Origin of the sequence: Arthrobacter sp. efr-133-R2A-63, assembly GCF_030209795.1 — a bacterium.
In the GTDB taxonomy this organism is placed as follows: domain Bacteria; phylum Actinomycetota; class Actinomycetes; order Actinomycetales; family Micrococcaceae; genus Arthrobacter; species Arthrobacter bambusae_A.
The window spans coordinates 1-16,831 of record NZ_JARVRG010000003.1 but is presented as its reverse complement, the minus strand read 5'-3'; the positions used below and the strand labels follow the sequence as shown (position 1 = coordinate 16,831).

The 16,831-nt window shown below is 63.7% G+C and carries 15 protein-coding genes and 1 pseudogene; 15 read left to right on the top strand and 1 reads right to left on the bottom strand.

Going from position 1 to position 16,831, the window contains the following annotated elements:
• Window positions 1-286 precede the first annotated feature (286 nt).
• The 3 genes from QRN45_RS00590 (at window position 287) to QRN45_RS00580 (ending at window position 2,430) form a co-directional block, all read left to right on the top strand.
• A complete protein-coding gene (locus QRN45_RS00590; RefSeq protein ID WP_284762151.1) occupies window positions 287-760 on the top strand; it encodes a hypothetical protein in 474 nt (157 codons plus the stop codon).
• 336 nt (window positions 761-1,096) lie between these two features.
• Window positions 1,097-2,116 (top strand): SDR family oxidoreductase, encoded by a 1,020-nt coding sequence (locus tag QRN45_RS00585; RefSeq protein ID WP_284762150.1) that lies wholly within the window; start codon window positions 1,097-1,099, stop codon window positions 2,114-2,116.
• A 14-nt stretch (window positions 2,117-2,130) separates the two neighbouring features.
• Window positions 2,131-2,430, top strand: a complete 300-nt coding sequence (locus tag QRN45_RS00580; RefSeq protein ID WP_284762149.1) for a hypothetical protein — start codon at window positions 2,131-2,133, stop codon at window positions 2,428-2,430.
• Window positions 2,431-2,471: 41 nt separating this feature from the next.
• Here the strand turns inward: QRN45_RS00580 and QRN45_RS00575 are convergent, their stop codons facing one another.
• Window positions 2,472-2,972: a MarR family winged helix-turn-helix transcriptional regulator gene (locus tag QRN45_RS00575; RefSeq protein ID WP_284762148.1), complete on the bottom strand. Its 501-nt coding sequence runs from the start codon at window positions 2,970-2,972 to the stop codon at window positions 2,472-2,474.
• A gap of 82 nt (window positions 2,973-3,054) precedes the next feature.
• On the opposite strand from QRN45_RS00575, the gene QRN45_RS00570 reads away from it, so the two are divergent.
• The 12 genes and pseudogenes from QRN45_RS00570 (at window position 3,055) to QRN45_RS00515 (ending at window position 16,713) form a co-directional block, all read left to right on the top strand.
• Entirely contained in the window at window positions 3,055-3,510 is a 456-nt protein-coding gene (locus QRN45_RS00570) for a hypothetical protein (RefSeq protein ID WP_284762146.1), read from the top strand.
• The gene (locus QRN45_RS00565; protein WP_284762144.1) at window positions 3,507-4,157 is read left to right on the top strand and encodes a gluconate 2-dehydrogenase subunit 3 family protein; all 651 of its coding nucleotides are present in this window, start codon (window positions 3,507-3,509) and stop codon (window positions 4,155-4,157) included. Before QRN45_RS00570 ends, QRN45_RS00565 begins: the two co-directional genes overlap by 4 nt.
• A complete protein-coding gene (locus QRN45_RS00560; protein ID WP_284762142.1) occupies window positions 4,154-5,428 on the top strand; it encodes a GMC family oxidoreductase N-terminal domain-containing protein in 1,275 nt (424 codons plus the stop codon). The genes QRN45_RS00565 and QRN45_RS00560 overlap by 4 nt, the downstream gene beginning before the upstream one ends.
• Window positions 5,421-5,780: a GMC family oxidoreductase gene (locus tag QRN45_RS00555; protein WP_284762140.1), complete on the top strand. Its 360-nt coding sequence runs from the start codon at window positions 5,421-5,423 to the stop codon at window positions 5,778-5,780. Before QRN45_RS00560 ends, QRN45_RS00555 begins: the two co-directional genes overlap by 8 nt.
• A 2-nt stretch (window positions 5,781-5,782) precedes the next feature.
• Window positions 5,783-7,576, top strand: coding sequence for a thiamine pyrophosphate-requiring protein (locus QRN45_RS00550; RefSeq protein ID WP_284762139.1), 1,794 nt, complete (start codon window positions 5,783-5,785; stop codon window positions 7,574-7,576).
• Between the two features lie 5 nt (window positions 7,577-7,581).
• Window positions 7,582-8,694 carry an enolase C-terminal domain-like protein gene (locus tag QRN45_RS00545; RefSeq protein WP_284762137.1) on the top strand — a complete coding sequence of 371 codons (1,113 nt, stop codon included), beginning with the start codon at window positions 7,582-7,584 and terminating at the stop codon, window positions 8,692-8,694.
• 4 nt (window positions 8,695-8,698) lie between these two features.
• Window positions 8,699-10,471 carry a glycoside hydrolase family 15 protein gene (locus QRN45_RS00540; RefSeq protein ID WP_284762135.1) on the top strand — a complete coding sequence of 591 codons (1,773 nt, stop codon included), beginning with the start codon at window positions 8,699-8,701 and terminating at the stop codon, window positions 10,469-10,471.
• A 348-nt stretch (window positions 10,472-10,819) separates the two neighbouring features.
• The gene (locus QRN45_RS00535; protein WP_284762134.1) at window positions 10,820-11,398 is read left to right on the top strand and encodes a hypothetical protein; all 579 of its coding nucleotides are present in this window, start codon (window positions 10,820-10,822) and stop codon (window positions 11,396-11,398) included.
• Window positions 11,399-11,698: 300 nt separating this feature from the next.
• Window positions 11,699-11,880, top strand: a pseudogene (locus QRN45_RS00530) (ATP-binding protein); the annotation flags it as partial.
• Window positions 11,881-12,492: 612 nt separating this feature from the next.
• Window positions 12,493-13,074, top strand: coding sequence for a MarR family winged helix-turn-helix transcriptional regulator (locus tag QRN45_RS00525; RefSeq protein ID WP_284762132.1), 582 nt, complete (start codon window positions 12,493-12,495; stop codon window positions 13,072-13,074).
• A gap of 17 nt (window positions 13,075-13,091) precedes the next feature.
• Window positions 13,092-14,465 (top strand): pyridoxal phosphate-dependent decarboxylase family protein, encoded by a 1,374-nt coding sequence (locus tag QRN45_RS00520; protein ID WP_284762130.1) that lies wholly within the window; start codon window positions 13,092-13,094, stop codon window positions 14,463-14,465.
• A 223-nt stretch (window positions 14,466-14,688) separates the two neighbouring features.
• Complete coding sequence (locus tag QRN45_RS00515; RefSeq protein ID WP_284762128.1) at window positions 14,689-16,713, top strand: FAD-binding monooxygenase; 2,025 nt, start codon at window positions 14,689-14,691, stop codon at window positions 16,711-16,713.
• The last annotated feature ends 118 nt before the right edge of the window (window positions 16,714-16,831 follow it).

The window sequence follows — 16,831 nt, the reverse complement described above, 5'->3', positions numbered from 1 at the left end:
CATCTCGAAGAAAAACCCGTCCCAATGCTTGACAAAAACATAGGGACACCCCCCGGGGTATTTCGCCCTCACTATGGCCGGCGGGATCATTCAGTGGGACTCGAGCTCGAAGGCTTCCACACGCTCTCGACGGCCCTCCTCGTGGTCTGCTCGGTCTCCTACACCGTGATCCGCGCGCTCAGCATCGTGCGCCTGGTCAGATTCCGCGAGGATAAGCGCCGCGACCTCAGACCCCGGCCGGGCGTTCGGCTTATGCACCCTAGTCGCCGGGACGAATGTGCTCGGCGTGCGGCTCGGGATCACGTGGTGGCCGGATGCGACAGGGCTGCTCCTCGTTGTCGCGGGGCTCGTCTGGGTGGCGCTCGGCTACATCGTGGCGTGGACGGCTGTGCTGGGCCGGGACGAACGGCCAGTCATCAAAGACGCTATCGGCACGTGGTTCATGTGGTGCGTGGCCAGCCAGTCGGTGGCGGTCGCGGCGGCGTCCGTGGGGCTCATCCTGTATGCCGCGGTGGGGAACTTCGTCTCGCCGCGGCTCATGACCTACCCATCCGGCCGGAGGGCTTCCACCCGCAGTACTGCGTGGCCATGGGTGCCATGGCGATTAGTGTCCTCGCCGAAGCGCGGATCATCCAGATGGCCGATGCGCCATGGTGGATGCGACGCGGGGGTTAGTGGCCGGCTCGTCCATAGTGTTCTGGTCCTCGCCTCTTGGCCCTTCCGCGTGCTCCTCGCGGCCGGGTGGCGAAGGCGCACCTGATCCGCCGAGTGCCGCTGGCCTTCGAGCCCGGGCTCAGGAGTGTCTTCTTCCCCTTGGCATATACGTCGTAGCCAGCATTCATCTAGGGAGGACGGACGGTCTGCCCATTGTCGCTTTTATCGGCCGCACCGAACTGTGGCTGGCAGTCGCAACGTTCCTCGCCATCTTTGCCGGCTCTAGCGCCGTCCCCTCGGCAAGACGAGGTTATAAGCCTACGTACCATTGCGCGGGCGCAAGCATTCCCGTTAGATTGAATACTGAGCGAAGACCGGCCTCACCGCCGTGCGTAAAGGCCGGAATGCTGAGGCAAGAATGCTGACACGCCAAGGAGCCACCATGGACAAAGCGGGGCGCATCGTCGTCGTCACCGGAGCCAGCGGCGGAATCGGGCGCGCTGCGGCAGTTGCCTTCGGCCAACAAGGAGCCGTCGTTGCCCTGCTGGCCCGGGGCGAAGCCGGACTGGCCGGAGCCGCTCGCGAGGTGGAGGCTGCTGGTGGGCGAGCATGGACCTTGCGCGTCGACGTCGCCGACGCCGACGCGGTCGATGCCGCCGCCGAGCGAATTGAGCGCGAGCTTGGTCCAATCGATGTCTGGGTGAACGTCGCCTTCACCTCTGTCTTCTCGCCCTTCTCCGAAATTACTGCCCCCGAGTTCAAGCGCGTAACGGAGGTCAGCTACCTCGGCTACGTCTACGGAAGCATGGCGGCTTTGAGCCGCATGCGACCACGAAACCGTGGTGTCATAGTGCAGGTCGGCTCAGCCCTTGCCTACCGGGGCATCCCGCTGCAGACCGCATACTGCGGTGCCAAACACGCCATCCAGGGATTCAATGAGTCACTGCGGTGCGAACTGCTGCATGAGTCGAGCAAGGTCCGAACCACCATGGTCCAGATGCCGGCGGTCAACACCCCCCAATTTTCCTGGGTCTTGTCCCGTCTTCCGCATCAGGCGCAACCTGTGCCGCCCATCTACCAGCCGGAGGTCGCCGCCCGGGCCGTCGTGTATGCGGCCGACCATCCACAACGGCGCGAATACTGGGTGGGAGGCAGCACAGCCGGGACCCTCATCGTGAACTCCTTCGCTCCTGGCCTGCTCGACCGCTACCTGGCCAAGACGGGCTTCAAGGCCCAACAGACCTCGGAACGCCAAGCTGCAGACCAGCCGGTAAACCTCTGGGAACCTGCTGACACAGCGAAGGATTTCGGGACGCATGGAATTTTTGACCGCAGGGCCGCCAAGCGCAGCGCGCAGCTTTGGGCATCCCAGCACCATGCGGCGGTGGGCGCCACCGCCGTCGGACTTCTCGCGGCCGTGGCAATTGCGGGCCGGGCGCTCTCGCGGACGGCGAACCGGTGAAGCCGCTGGAAGTCGTGCGGGCGGCATACGGCTTGTGCGAGCTGCTGGCGCCGGATTTCCTTTCCGGTCGACTGCTCGGCGAGGCTCCCGACCGCGGAGCCCGCCTGGTGATCCGGATCCTCGGCGCACGGCACATCGCCCAGGCGCTGCTCACGGCCCGGGCCGGGCGTACCGCCCACCGCATCGGCGGCAGCGTGGATGCGGCGCACGCCGCGAGCATGGTGCTGCTGGCCGCCCTGAACGGCAGGTATCGGACGCCGGCGACCGCTAACGCAGTCATTGCTCTGGTCTTCGCGGCGGGAGAATTCGAGTGACTACCGCCATCGGCACCCGTCCCTACACTGAGCAGCGGCCATTACCCGTGAAGGTCGATGCTGAACCTGCCGTCTTGGGTACCTTCGCCACCGTCCGCCGCCGCAAAGGCATCCATGCCTACCGCGCAAACCCCGCGCAACTGCGCCGGCATCCGTCCCATCACCGCGGCAACGGCCTTGCGGCGGTGTTCCAGGACGGTGTTGACCAAGGCGGCTCCCTCGGGGGTCAGCGACAACGCCCGGTACCGACGGTCACCGGGGTCGTCGCGCCGGCCTATCAGCCCCGCATTGACGAGCCGCTCGCAGATGCGCGTGGCGTTGGAGGGGTGGACTCCGAGCTCCGCGGCGACTGCGCCGAGATTCTGCGGTCCGCGGGAGGCAATCATGACAAGCACACGCAACTGGGGACTCGTGACAATGTCCTCGACTTCCACGACCGACTGCGCCACAACGCGCAGCAGTACGTTGGCGGCCCGAATTACCGCATCGATCTGGTTCTCATCTATCCGGGCTCCGGCGCCGTCGTGTTCGGTTCTCTCCACGCATCCCAGTATCACCCTGGTAGTTGCAGGACAGCAACGTTTGCGCCGCGGCACCGAACATGACTGATTGAGGAGGAACGCCATGAAACATGAAGCCGAGGGCGAAGTGAGCCACCTCATTGACCGCATGGTGAGCAACGTGAAGACGGGAAGATTCGAAAGATCCCTTTCGGGGCTCACGGCTGCGGGGGCTTTGGTGACGGCGGCGGAGATCTACTTCGAACATGACAAGGCCAGCTTCGGAAACAAATGGATGTGGGTTCCGGTGGCGCTGGGTCCGGTGGGGGCCGCGGCCGGCGTTGCAGGGGTCTTCAGCCGGCGGATGGCCAAAACTGCGCTGCCGATCGCCAGCGCGGCAATAGTCGCCAATGGATTGCAGGGCACGTACCTCCACGCCCGCGGCATCGCCCAAAAGCCGGGCGGATTCGCCAATCTGCGTTACAACCTGGAGATGGGACCGCCTCTGCTCGCCCCGCTCTTGGTGACGTTTGTCGGCGGCATGGGGCTGCTCGCTTCGGTACTGAGGCGGGAACAATGAGCTCGCTTCCTTTGGACAAGGATGCCGGCGGTGGCCGATATCCGGGTTTCAGCACCGTCGCCCAATCCGGCCATTGGGACAAAGCCACCGCCGGCGTCGTCCTGGGCCGGCTCGCCCGGCCCGCCGACATCCGGTTCTTCACTCCCCCGGAAGAGGCCACCGCCCGAGCGCTGTTTGACCAACTGCTGGCCCAGCATTCCGAACCGCGCATACCAGTGGTCAATTTTGTCGACGCGCGACTGGCGGAAAACCAGACCGACGGCTGGCGTTACGAGGACATGCCGGAAGACGGTGAGGCGTGGCGCAGATCGTTGGTGGCGCTGGATCGGGCGGCAGAGAAATCCTTCAACCAGATATTCGCCAAGTGCAGCGACGAACAACAAGCAGCAGTGCTCCGGGCAGTCCGGGACCTTGGCACCTCGACGTGGCACGGCATGCCGGCCGGGCACGTGTGGGGGCTGTGGACGCGTTACGCCTGCACGGCCTTCTACTCGCATCCTTGGGCGTGGGATGAAATCGGATTTGGCGGACCCGCCTACCCGCGCGGCTACAAGAACCTGGGTGTCGGCAGGCTGGAACCGTTCGAAGTGGCCGATGCGAGGCCGCAGGAAGACCCAGTCGTTCCGGACGGAGAAGCCCGTCCATGAGCCAGGTACGGAGCCGCAACGAATCGGCGTGGCTGCTACCGCCTCGTCCAGGCAGCATCCATCGCCTGCGCGAGGACATGCGAACGTTCGAAGACCGCGACGAACTGGACATCGTCGTCGTGGGATGCGGCGCGGGAGGCTCGACTCTCCTGCAGCGGTTGGCCCGCGCGGGATGGCGGGCGGTCGCCCTCGACGCCGGGCCCTTCTGGGACCCCGAGCGCGACTGGGTGAGCGACGAAGCCGGATCGCATGACCTGTATTGGACCGATCCGCGAGTGATCGGCGGCGAGGATCCCGTGCCGCTGGGATCGAATAACTCGGGGCGCGGGGTGGGCGGCTCCATGGTGCACTACGCGGGCTACACTCCGCGCTTCCACCCCAGCGATTTCCGCACTTTCACGACGGACGGCGTCGGTGTCGATTGGCCCCTCGAATACGCGGATCTGCGCCCGTATTACGAGGACATCGAAGGGGAACTCCCGGTCGCCGGAGAGGCCTGGCCCTGGGGCGAGCCGCACCGGTACCCGCACCGTCCCCACCCCATCGGAGGCAACGGAGAGCTCTTCCTCCGCGGAGCACGGGCGTGCGGAATCACTGCCAAGGTCGGGCCGGTAGCGATCGCCAACGGCCGCTTCGGAAACCGGCCGCACTGCATTTACCGCGGCTTCTGCCTTCAGGGCTGCAAAGTGAACGCCAAAGCCTCGCCCCTGATCACCCACATTCCGGATGCCCTCGCCCACGGCGCCGAAGTCCGGGCCGATTCGATGGTGACCCGCATCGGATTCGACGAACGGACAGGCAGGGCCACCGGCGTCCACTATGTCCGCCACGGGAAGGAACGATTCCAGCGTGCCCGCACGGTCGCCGTCGCCGGGTATTCGATCGAAACACCTCGCCTTCTGCTGAACTCCACCTCCAGGAGGTTCCCCCAAGGCATGTGTAATGACTTCGACCAGGTAGGCCGTTACCTGATGGTCCAAGGAGCACCGCAAACGGCGGGCCGGTTCGACGCCGAAGTACGCATGTGGAAGGCCCCCCCACCTGAAGTCAGCACTGAGGACTTCTACGAAACGGACCCCGGCAAGCCTTACAAGCGCGGATTTTCCATCCAGACCGTCTCCCCGCTACCCATTGCATGGGCCGAGCATGTCAACCCAAGGGCACTGGGGAGCGGAGCTGCGGCGGTATATGAGCGATTTTCCGCATTGGGCCTGCCTCGGTGCGCTCTGCGAGTTTCTTCCGCTGGAAGGAAACCGCGTCACCTTGGCTGACGAAAACGACCGGTTCGGGCTGCCCGTTGCCCGGTTCAGCTACAGCCAATGCGAGAACGACCGGCAGCTGATGGGTGCCGCCCAGGCCGTCATGGAGAAGATCCTGAAGGCAGCCGGTGCCGACGAAGTCATCACGATCAAACGGTTCGCGCATTTGGTGGGGGGAGCCCGGATGGCCGCCGACGAGCATCACGGCGTGGTGGACCCGATGTGCCGCAGTTTCGCCGTCCCGAACCTGTTCATCACCGACGGCAGCGTGCTTCCGACCCAGGGAAGCGCGAATCCTGCACTGACGATCATGGCGGTCGCGGCACGCACCGCCGAAAGACTAAGCACAGGAAAGGAAGATTGATCATGGCATCACAAACGGTCGCCGACTACCTGCTCGCCCGGCTCCGTGAATGGGGCGTGGACAAAGTCTTCGCTTTTCCCGGTGACGGCATCAACGGGGTGCTCGCCGCCTTCGGAAAGGCCGGCAATGAGCCGAAGTTCGTCCAGGCCAGACACGAAGAAATGTGCGCCTTCGAAGCAGTCGGCTACGCCAAATTCTCCGGAAAGGCCGGAGTCTGCATGGCCACCTCCGGCCCCGGCGCCATCCACCTGCTCAACGGTTTATACGACGCGAAGCTGGACCACGTCCCGGTGGTGGCGATCGTCGGCCAGACAGCACGCAGCGCCATGGGCGGTTCCTACCAGCAAGAGGTCGACCTGCTCAGCCTCTTCAAAGACGTCGCCTCGGACTATGTCCAGATGGTCACGGTTCCCGAGCAACTTCCCAACGTCCTGGACCGTGCCCTGCGGATAGCGCTGGCCAAACGCACACCGACAGCGGTCATTATCCCGTCCGACGTCCAGGAATTGGAGTACACGCCACCGACCCACGCTTTCAAAATGGTTCCGTCCAGCCTCGACATGCGCTGGCCTGAAATCCAGCCCGACGACGACGCGATCCGTGGCGCAGCCGAGCTGCTCAACCACGGAAGCAAAGTGGCGATACTGATCGGCCAGGGCGCACGTGGTGCCGCGGCGGAAGTCCGCGAAGTCGCCGAACTGCTAGGTGCAGGGGTTGCCAAGGCGCTCCTTGGCAAGGACTCCCTGCCGGACGATCTGCCATATGTCACCGGATCGATCGGCCTGCTCGGCACCCGTCCAAGCTACGAAATGATGCGCGACTGCGACACGCTCCTGACCATCGGGTCAAGTTTCCCCTACACCCAGTTCATGCCGGAAGAAGGGCAGGCACGCGGTGTCCAGATCGACATCGATCCAGGCATGATCGGACTGCGTTATCCGTACGAATTCAACATCGTTGCCGATTCCGCGGCCGCCCTGCGGGCGCTGATTCCGCATCTGCAACGAAAGGAGGACCGGGCCTGGCGCACCGACCTTGAATCCAAGATCACCCGGTGGTGGGAGACCATGCGCGCCGAGGCAATGGTGGAAGCCAACCCGATCAATCCCATGCGGCTGTTCTCGGAGCTTTCCGACCGGCTGCCGGAGGACGCGATCGTCGCGGCAGACTCCGGTTCCGCGGCCAACTGGTACGCCCGGCAGCTGATGTTTCACGGCCACGTCCGAGGATCCCTGTCCGGCAACCTGGCCACCATGGGACCCGGGGTCCCCTACGCCATTGGGGCAAAATTCGCCCATCCGGAACGGCCCGCCATCGCCTTCGCCGGCGACGGCGCCATGCAAATGAACGGCATGGCCGAGCTCATCACCATCCAGCGCTACTGGCACGAGTGGAGTGACCCCCGCCTGATCGTAGCGGTCCTGCACAACGACGACCTGAACCAGGTCACCTGGGAAATGCGGGCCATGGGCGGTGTCCCGGCGTTCCGTGAATCGCAGAGCCTGCCCGACGTCGACTACGCTGCCTTCGCGTCCGGCCTCGGGCTGCAGGGCATCAACGTCGACACCCCCGACGAGCTCGGGAGCGCCTGGGAGAAAGCCCTCGCCGCAGACCGGCCCACCGTCCTGGATGTGCGCACCGACCCCGACGTCCCTCCAATTCCGCCCCACGCAACCTTCGAGCAGGCCCTCAACAGCGCCAAGGCTGTCTTGAAGGGCGACGACAGCGCCTGGGGCCTCATCAAGGAAGGACTCAAAACCAAGGCCCAGGAATTCCTGCCGCACGGGGACGATTGATGGCCGTGACCGATTCAACGCTTACCCTGAAGTCCCTTCACGTCTCGGCATACACCGTCCCGACCGGCACCACCGAGGCCGACGGCACCTACACCTGGGACGCCACCACGATGGTCCTGGTGCAGGCCACAGCCGGCGCGTGGACCGGTATCGGCTGGACCTACGCGCCGGCAGCCTGCGCAGCGCTGATCAGGGACACCCTCGAGCCCGCCGTCGTCGGCCTCAACAGCTTCGACGTCCCCGCTGCGGCCGAAGCCATGGCCCGGACCGTCCGTAACGCTTCACGCCCCGGACTGGCCGCTTACGCCATCTCCGCCGTCGACTGTGCCCTCTGGGACCTCAAGGCACGGATCCTCGGCCTTCCCTTGCATCGGCTTTTCGGCGCAGCCCGCGCGCACGTGGAGGTCTACGGCAGCGGGGGGTTCACCACGTATTCAGAAGAGCAGCTCCGCACCCAGCTGGCGGGTTGGGCCGGTGATCAGGAGATCCCTCGGGTGAAAATCAAGATCGGGCAGGACCGCGGCACGAACACAGTCCGCGACCTGGCCCGGATCCGGCAGGCCCGGGAAACCATCGGCCCCGGCGTCCAACTCTTCGTCGATGCCAACGGTGGCTACACCGCGAAACAAGCCGTACGGGTTTCCGAAGCCTCAGCCGAGCAGGACGTGGCCTGGTTCGAAGAACCGGTGTCCAGCGATCACCTCGCAGGACTTCGCCAGGTCCGGCGATCCATCACAGCCGACGTCGCAGCAGGCGAATACGGCACTACCCTTTTCTATTTCCAGCAGATGTGCGAGGCCGACGCCGTCGACTGCCTCCAAGTGGACGTGAGCCGCTGCGGCGGGTTCACGGAGTGGTTCCGTGCTAGTGCGGTGGCGGCGGCCCACGGACTGGAAGTCTCAGGACACTGCGCCCCCAACCTGACCGTCCCCGCAGCTGCAGGCACGCTGAACTTCCGTCATCTGGAATGGTTCCACGACCACGTCCGGATCGAGGACATGTTCTTCGACGGGACAGGCGACCCCCAGGGCGGCAGTGTGCGGCCCGAGGACGACCGGCCAGGCAACGGACTCACCTTGCGGGCACGGGACGCCGAAAAATACCGGATCCAGGCATAGCCAGATGAAATCCGGAATCGACTCCGACGGCAGCAGCTCCCTCTTTCCTGTCCACGTTCTCCGCGACTACGCGTTGATCGGCGACGGGGAACGCGGCGCCGTGATCGGGCCGCGCGGGGACGTGGTCTGGATGTGCGCCCCGCGGTGGGAGAGCCCCGCAGTGTTTTCGTCCCTGGTGGGCGGTTCCGGGGTGTTTGCCGTGACTCCCGTCAACCCGCGGTATGTCTGGGGAGGACACTACGATGACGGCACGCTGATCTGGAACAGCCGCTGGGTCACGACGGACGGGATCGTCGAATGCCGCGAAGCCCTCGCCATGCCCGGGGACCCCGCGATGGCTGTACTCATGCGCCACATCAGACTCATCTCCGGGACCGCTCCGGTAAGGATCCTCCTTCAACCCCGGCCCGGATTCGGCCGGAACGGGGTGGATTTCTTTCGGTCCAACGACGGAGTGTGGTCAGGTGCCAGCGGCGCCGGAATGAGGCTCCGGATCAGCGGGATGGGCCAGGCAAACGTGATCGACGGCATGCTCAGGCAAGATATTCAGCTTGGGCCCGGAGGGGAACACCACCTCGTGCTGGAACTCTCCAGCAAACCCCTCCCGTCAAGACCGCCGAGACCCGCCGATCTCTGGGCTGCTACCGCGCAAGCCTGGGCCGCTTCGGTTCCTGCCATGGACGCGACTGTCGCTCCTGACGACGCGCGCCAAGCATACGCGGTCCTGCGCGGGATGACCAGCTCGACAGGGGCCATGGTCGCGGCCGCCACCCTGGGCCTGCCGGAACGAGCCAAGGCAAAACGCAACTACGACTACCGCTACGCCTGGATCCGGGACCAATGCTTCGCCGGACAAGCAGCCGGAGCAGGGGCGGCCACCGACCTGCTCGACAGCGCCGTCCACTTCGTCAGCGAGCGTCTGCTGGCAGACGGGATCAACCTCAAGCCCGCTTACACCGTCACCGGCGGCAAGGTACCGGACGAGCACACACTCGACCTTCCCGGCTACCCCGGCGGCACAGACACCGTGGGCAACCGGGTAAACAAACAGTTTCAACTGGACAGCTTCGGTGAAGCCCTGCTGCTTTTTGCTACAGCCGCGCGCCATGACCACCTCGACACGGTGCACTGGCTCGCCGTCGAACAGGCAGTGGCAGCCATAGAAGCAAAGTGGGACGTTCCCGATGCAGGCATCTGGGAACTCGGAAACGAACGGTGGACCCATTCCCGCCTGAGCTGCGTCGCCGGTCTCAAGGCTATCGCCCGCTACGCCCCTGCCACACACGCCGCCGCTTTGGACCAACTGGCCGGTCTGATCCTCACACACACCCAGTCCACGTGCACCCATCCCAGCGGCAGGTGGCCACGATCACCCGCCGACGACAGGATCGACGCCGCACTTCTTCTTCCCGCCATCCGCGGAGCCTTGCCCGCCCGCGACCCCCGCTCCCTCGCCACCGCCGAGGCGGTGAGAAAAGAACTCCTCGACGACGGATACGTCTACAGGTACCGGCACGGGCCAGGTCCCCTGGCGCATTCCGAAGGCGCCTTCCTCCTCTGCGGATTCAACCTGGCACTTACGGAGCACCAGCAAGGCAACACCGTGGAAGCGGTCAGGCTCTTTGAACGCAACCGGTCCGCCTGCGGCTCCCCCGGACTCTTCACCGAAGAATACGACATCGAACAACGCCAACTTCGCGGCAATTTTCCCCAGGCCTTCGTCCACGCCGCCCTGCTCGAAACAGCCCATCGACTCGCCCAGCCGCGCGCACCCTGACGCACACCGCCCAAAAGGGGCCGGCACTGTGCACCCCGCCAGATGACGCTCCGGAACTCCCCGCAGTGTACGAAGAAGTGTCCCGCTGGAATGAGGCGGTACCAACGGGACAAAGCACTCCTTAAAGCAACTGAAGGACCGACGTGCGGGCAAGAACCGGTCGAGACATCCAATCTTTCCGGGAACCGACGCCTTGGCCAGGCCGCGCAATCCCGTCCCTGCACCTCTCCCCCGACATCCTTAGGTGCCGGGCGTCCTAGCACCAAAAGACAGCTCGAAAACCAAAATTTCACAGAACGGTATCACGCACCAGCAGGCGTGCGGGCCGTCCAAAGAGGGAGGCCGGCTGTGGAAAGCCCAACGCAAGCGAATCCGAATAACGTGCAGCGACAGCTGGCCATCTTTGACGTTGTCAGACGTGCCCGTGGCACGAGCCTGCCGCAAATCAAGGAGATGCTGACCAAGGCGTTCGCCGAGCGCGGCCTGTCCAGGCAACCGGGAGCCTGGCTGGATGCCGTGGCATCTGAGGCGGCCTACGGAAAGCCCTATCTTATAGATCTCCCCGCAGCGGTAGCCGCCAACAGCATCGCAGCTGCTCCGGACCCTGAAGTCGAAAGCGAACTGCGCAAGCGCGGTATCCTCCGGTCCGAAAACAGCACCCGCAGCCAGCACCTGACTCCGGCAGCCACAAAGACGACGGACGAAGGCGAGGAATCAGGACACCCGATTGCCCCAGTAGCGGAATCGCGAAACAAGCGCGATGCCGCGCACCCTGGTCGCGCTTCAGGCGCGTCCACCGCTCCGGCGGGGCGACTGATTGCAAGCGCGCTCCTCATCGCCTTGGCCGCGGCCGCGGTCGGCGTGGTCCTTCGCCAGCGTAGAGGGCGCCCCACTTCGCCTTCCCTCACAGTCGGCGCTTGCCGGTGAATAACTTGGAAGCGCACACCGACGCGCATGAGGCTCGGTGGCGAAGTCCGCCGGTATACGAACGATGATAGGCAACACCGCGGTCCCATATCGTCTGGCAAGCAACAAAGACGGGCGGTTGCAACCTTCACTCTGAGGACTCAAACGCTCACCTCGATCACTCGTTCGATCGGTCGAAGATCGGCCTAGTCCGGCGCGGGCGGACTATCGGCCAAGCAAAAATCTGATTTGGGCTGGCGTTCGATGAAGGCTGCCATTCCCGGGACGGTGAACGCGATCACGCCGTGTTCGGGCGCGTAGTCCACCGACGAGAAAGTCCTCGCCAAGACCATTGCCCGCTATGGCCGGGTCGAGATGCTGTGCATTGACGAGACTGGGGTATATGGAACTGGACCGCCGCGGGGGCCGAACATCTCTTCCAGGTCCTCACCGAACGCGAGGAAAAGAATCCAATCGCCATCGCGTCCAACGAATCCTTCTCCGAAGCGCGCATGTTCGTGGGAACGCAACAAACCGCTACCTGACCAGAGTGGGCGCGTTGGTCGACAGGAGTTCGCTATGAAAGAGCGTTACGCACCTTCAGCGTTATGCGGGTTGCCTCCAAGGGTCTGGCCAGTGGTTTAGCGGAGACAAAGTCCGTGATGTCCAATGACGGAACAATCAAAGCAAAGCTCACCGTCGCAGCGCGTAGTACCGGGCGTTCGCTCGGGTGCTGGGGACTGGATGTGTCCAGTGGCTCACAAAGGGCGACTCTGCTGTTCCACCGACCTTACCCGGAAGCTCGTCTTTCGCTAGTGATCGATCCAGAGACTAGACATCTAGCTTGTTTGTTCGGGCCCGAAAGCTATCTAGGCACAGTGCTCGTCGAAGGCTCCCCTGTCCGAGGTGTGCTCATTCATTGAGGTAGCCGGAGCAGCATCTAGCCGTTGCCATCAGAATCCGATAACTATTTTGATGCTTGCCTTCTCCCGTTATTAGGTCGGCGGCGGACGAGCCTCTCCGACTACCTTCAATTCTAGGTGGCGCAGTTACTGAATTTACGCTAGACTTCTAGCAAATAAACCTGCCACCTTCTGACCGTTATTGGAGATAGTGTGATCGCTGAAGCCGCGGATGACTCTGCAACCGCTGAGGAACCCTTCCGGATGACTGCCAATGCCCAGAAGATGAAGCGCATAGGGTCATCCGAATACGAATCACTGGCCCGTGCCGCTGCCCTTGAGCTGTACCCGGACGTCAATTCGTCCGCCATGGCGTTGTGTTTCAATCTCATCCGAGCCGCCAACAGGATGACCACGGACATGGAAGTCTCGGTGCACCGCCCCATGGGCATCAGCTTTGCCGGCTACCGCCTGCTGTTCACCATCAAGTCGGTGGGGCAGGTTAACCCAAACGAACTGGCCCGGCTGTCCAGCGTTTCCACGGCTTCCATAGCCAGCTTGCTCAACACCTTGGAGAAGAGCGGGCTCGTTACCCGAGAACCGGATCCAGAGGACAAACGCAAAACCGTGGTGCAGCTTTCGGACGAAGGCGAGCAAACGGTGGCCGATCTCTTCCGGATCAACAACCAGCGCGAGCAGGCCTGGGCCGCGGGGCTCACCGAAACCGAAGCGTCGATCCTCGCCGAACTGCTGCGCAAGCTGTTGCTGCACCACCCGACTCCCCGAACCAGCTAGAGCTATAGGAGATACTCATGAGGGCTCAAGACGTCCGGTTGGACGACACCGTGATCGAGGAGCTACGGCAACGCGCCAAAGACTTGGAGGCGTATTCCACTTTATGGGCCGGAGGACCAGCAATTGACTCATCAGGCACAGCTGCGCTTTCTTCCCTGGTTGAACGGCTGGCCAACATGTATCCGTACGGGGATGCAAAGTACATCGGCCAACTCCTTAAGCCCCCGCACCCTGTGGCTTGGGTTGCGCAGGCCATCACGGCACTGATCAATCCGAACAACCATGCCATGGACGGAGGCCCGGCCACCGCGGTCCTCGAAAAGGAAGTCGTGGCCAAACTTGCGGCAATGTTCGGTTATGAGGAACATCTGGGCCATCTGACCTCGTCCGGTACTATCGCTAACCTTGAGGCACTCTGGGTTGCCAGGGAATTGCATCCAGGCAAGGTCATACTGTCCGGAACAAACGCCCACTACACCCACGAGCGCATGTGCCGGTTGCTCGGAACCCCGCACGAAACCATCCCGGAAGACGACCTCGGCCGCCTTTCAATGGCGGATCTGAGGATTAGGCTGGCACGAGGCGGAGTCGGGACCATTGTCGTGACTCTGGGCACGACCGGTCTTGGTGCACTGGACCAGGTCCATGAGGCCGCGGACCTGGCGGCCGAATTCGGAGCCCGGCTGCATATCGATGCAGCTTATGGAGGATTTCACACGCTCCTGGCCACTGGTCCGGAACCGCTCGTTGATCCTGCCCCCTTCCTGGCCATACGCCGGGCGGATTCAATCGTCGTAGATCCACACAAGCACGGACTTCAACCGTACGGATGCGGATCTGTGCTCTTCGCTGACCCATCCGTCGGCAGGCTCTACTCGCACAATTCCCCCTACACCTACTTCACTTCTTCAGACCTCCATCTTGGGGAGATCAGCCTGGAGTGCTCCAGGGCGGGAGCGTCCGCCGCCGCATTTTGGGCCACGGTTGAAGCTCTGGGATTGTCACGCGAGGGAATGGGATCGATTATTGCCGACGGCCGAAAGGCCGCACTACAGATAGCTGGCATCATCAGAGCCGCCGACGGCGCCGAGCTCGTGGTCGAACCCGAACTTGACATCGTTTGTGCCTTCCCTCGACGTCCTACCACCGGGCAAATATCTGCGGCAACAGAGGATGCGTTCGCGGCCATGGCCCGGGACGGCTGGCACTTGGCACTGTATCGGGTAGACAGCAAGTGGCTTGCGAGGAAGCATCCATGGGTCGTGGTTGATAGTGACTACACCACTGTCCTGAGATCCTGTGCCATGAAACCCGAGCATCTGCAAGTGGCCCAAGAATTCAGCCACCGCCTCATTGCGTCGGTGGAGCAACAGCCCTCACGGACAAGCTAAAGGTGCAGCATTGTCGCCTGCGCAGGGCCGTGAATCCGGATTACCACTGACTTCCCGCGCACGCCCTGACCGTGGCTGATTCAGTCGCAGCTGGACGAGTACCTCAAGGGACACAGGCATTGGGCGGGGCATCGCAGATGCGGAGAGTCAAATTTCAGATACGCGCGTCTAGTTCTGAAGAGCTTCGACGCTGACCGACTTACAACGAAGTGGGGAATTTCCCGTGCAGTTTCACCATCACGGTTATGTATCCGGGGACCCCCGGATCCAGCCGGCAGCAGGAGTCGGCATCAACCGGCCAGTTGAGCTTCCCAGCGAGGTCGACGTGCTGATCGTCGGCACCGGGCCCGCCGGCATGCTCGCGGCCGCGCAACTGTCCCAATTCCCAGGTGTCGTCACGCGCATCATGGAGCGCCGTCCCGGGAGGCTCGCCATTGGCCAGGCCGACGGCATTCAGACCCGCACAGTAGAGACGTTCCAGGCCTTCGGATTCGCCGAGCGGATCATCGCCGAGGCATATCGGATCGCCGAGACGGCATTCTGGAAGCCCGACCCCACGGACCCCTCGCGCATCATCCGCATTGCCCGAACCCCGGATGACGCCGCTGGCATCAGCGAATTCCCCCACCTCGTTGTTAACCAGGCCCGCGTGCTGGACTACTTCGCCGAGTTCATGGCCAATTCGCCCACACGGATGTCCCCCGACTATGGTTTTGAGTTCCGTTCCCTGAGCGTCGCTGACGAGGGAGAATACCCCGTCGCCGTGACCCTGCTCCACACCTCCGGCCCCCACGAAGGGCAGGAACGCATTGTCCAAGCCAAATACGTTATCGGCGCCGACGGTGCACGCAGCAAGGTCCGCGAGTCCATCGGCTGCACCCTCGCCGGAGACCAGGCCAATCACGCCTGGGGCGTCATGGACGTCCTGGCAGTCACGGACTTCCCAGATGTTCGCCTCAAGTGCGCCATCCAGTCCGGAACCGGCGGCAGCATCCTGCTGATCCCACGCGAAGGCGGCCACCTCTTCCGGATGTATGTTGACTTAGGCGAGGTGGACCCTCGCAACAAGGGCGCCGTGCGCAGCACGTCCACCGATGAAATCATCCGCAAGGCCAACGAGATCCTCCACCCCTACACCCTCGACGTCCGCAACATCGCCTGGCACAGCGTGTACGAGGTGGGCCACCGGCTCACGGACCGCTTCGACGACGTCCGGCCGGAGGACCGCGGGGCACGGACCCCCCGGGTGTTCATCACCGGCGATGCCTGCCATACGCACAGCGCCAAGGCCGGCCAAGGCATGAACGTCTCCATGCAGGACGGCTTCAACCTCGCCTGGAAGCTCGGCCACGTTCTCGAGGGCCGCAGCCCTGAAAGCCTGCTGTCCACCTACTCCGAAGAGCGGCAGGTGGTGGCAAAGAATCTCATCGACTTCGACAAGGAATGGTCAACTCTCATGGCCAGAAAGCCGGAGGAGTTCGAAGACCTCTCGGAGCTTGAGGACTTCTATGTCCGCACCGCCGAGTTCCCGGCCGGATTCATGACCGAGTACGCTCCCTCAGTGTTGGTGGCCGCCCCTGAACACCAGCACCTTGCAACAGGCTTCCCCATCGGCAAGCGCTTCAAGTCCGCGCCTGTCGTGCGGGTGGGTGACAGCAACCCGATGCACCTCGGCCATCACGCACCGGCGGACGGCCGCTGGCGCATCTATGTCTTCGCCGACCCCGCGACACCCCAAACCCCGAAAACGGGAACCGCGTCACCGACCGAAGAGTTTGCCGACTGGATCGCCAACTCACCCGAATCGCCGCTCGCCGCCACTCCGGAAGGTGCCGACCCCGACGCATGGTTCGATCTGAAGGTGATCTACCAGCAGGACCACACGAGCATCGACATCAACACCGTTCCCGCAGTGTTCAAACCCCAAGTCGGACCTTTCCAGCTCACGGACCACGAGAAGGTCTACGCCACGGATCCCGCCTCGGACATCTTCGACCTGCGCGGCCTGGACCGCGGCGGCGTCGTAGTGGTGGTCCGCCCCGACCAGTACGTGGCAAACGTCCTGCCTCTCACCGCAACGGCGGAACTGGGCGCCTTCTTTGCACCCCTGCTGCCGAACAAAAAGTCAGAGCAACTTCCACCCTCGGCACTGCCCGACACGCCCACCCCGACCGCCGCCCACATCAGCAACGGGCGTAAAGACGATCTCACCTTCTCAAAAAGACCGGTACGCCTCTGGGCTGGGTAACTCCATATGGCGACCAGGGCTCCACCGCCGACCGCGGCGATGAGCAGGGCGATGCCCAGGGAGATGGTCCCGTCCAGGCCGAAGAACCTGACCCTGGCGGCGTCTTGGTTCTGCACGA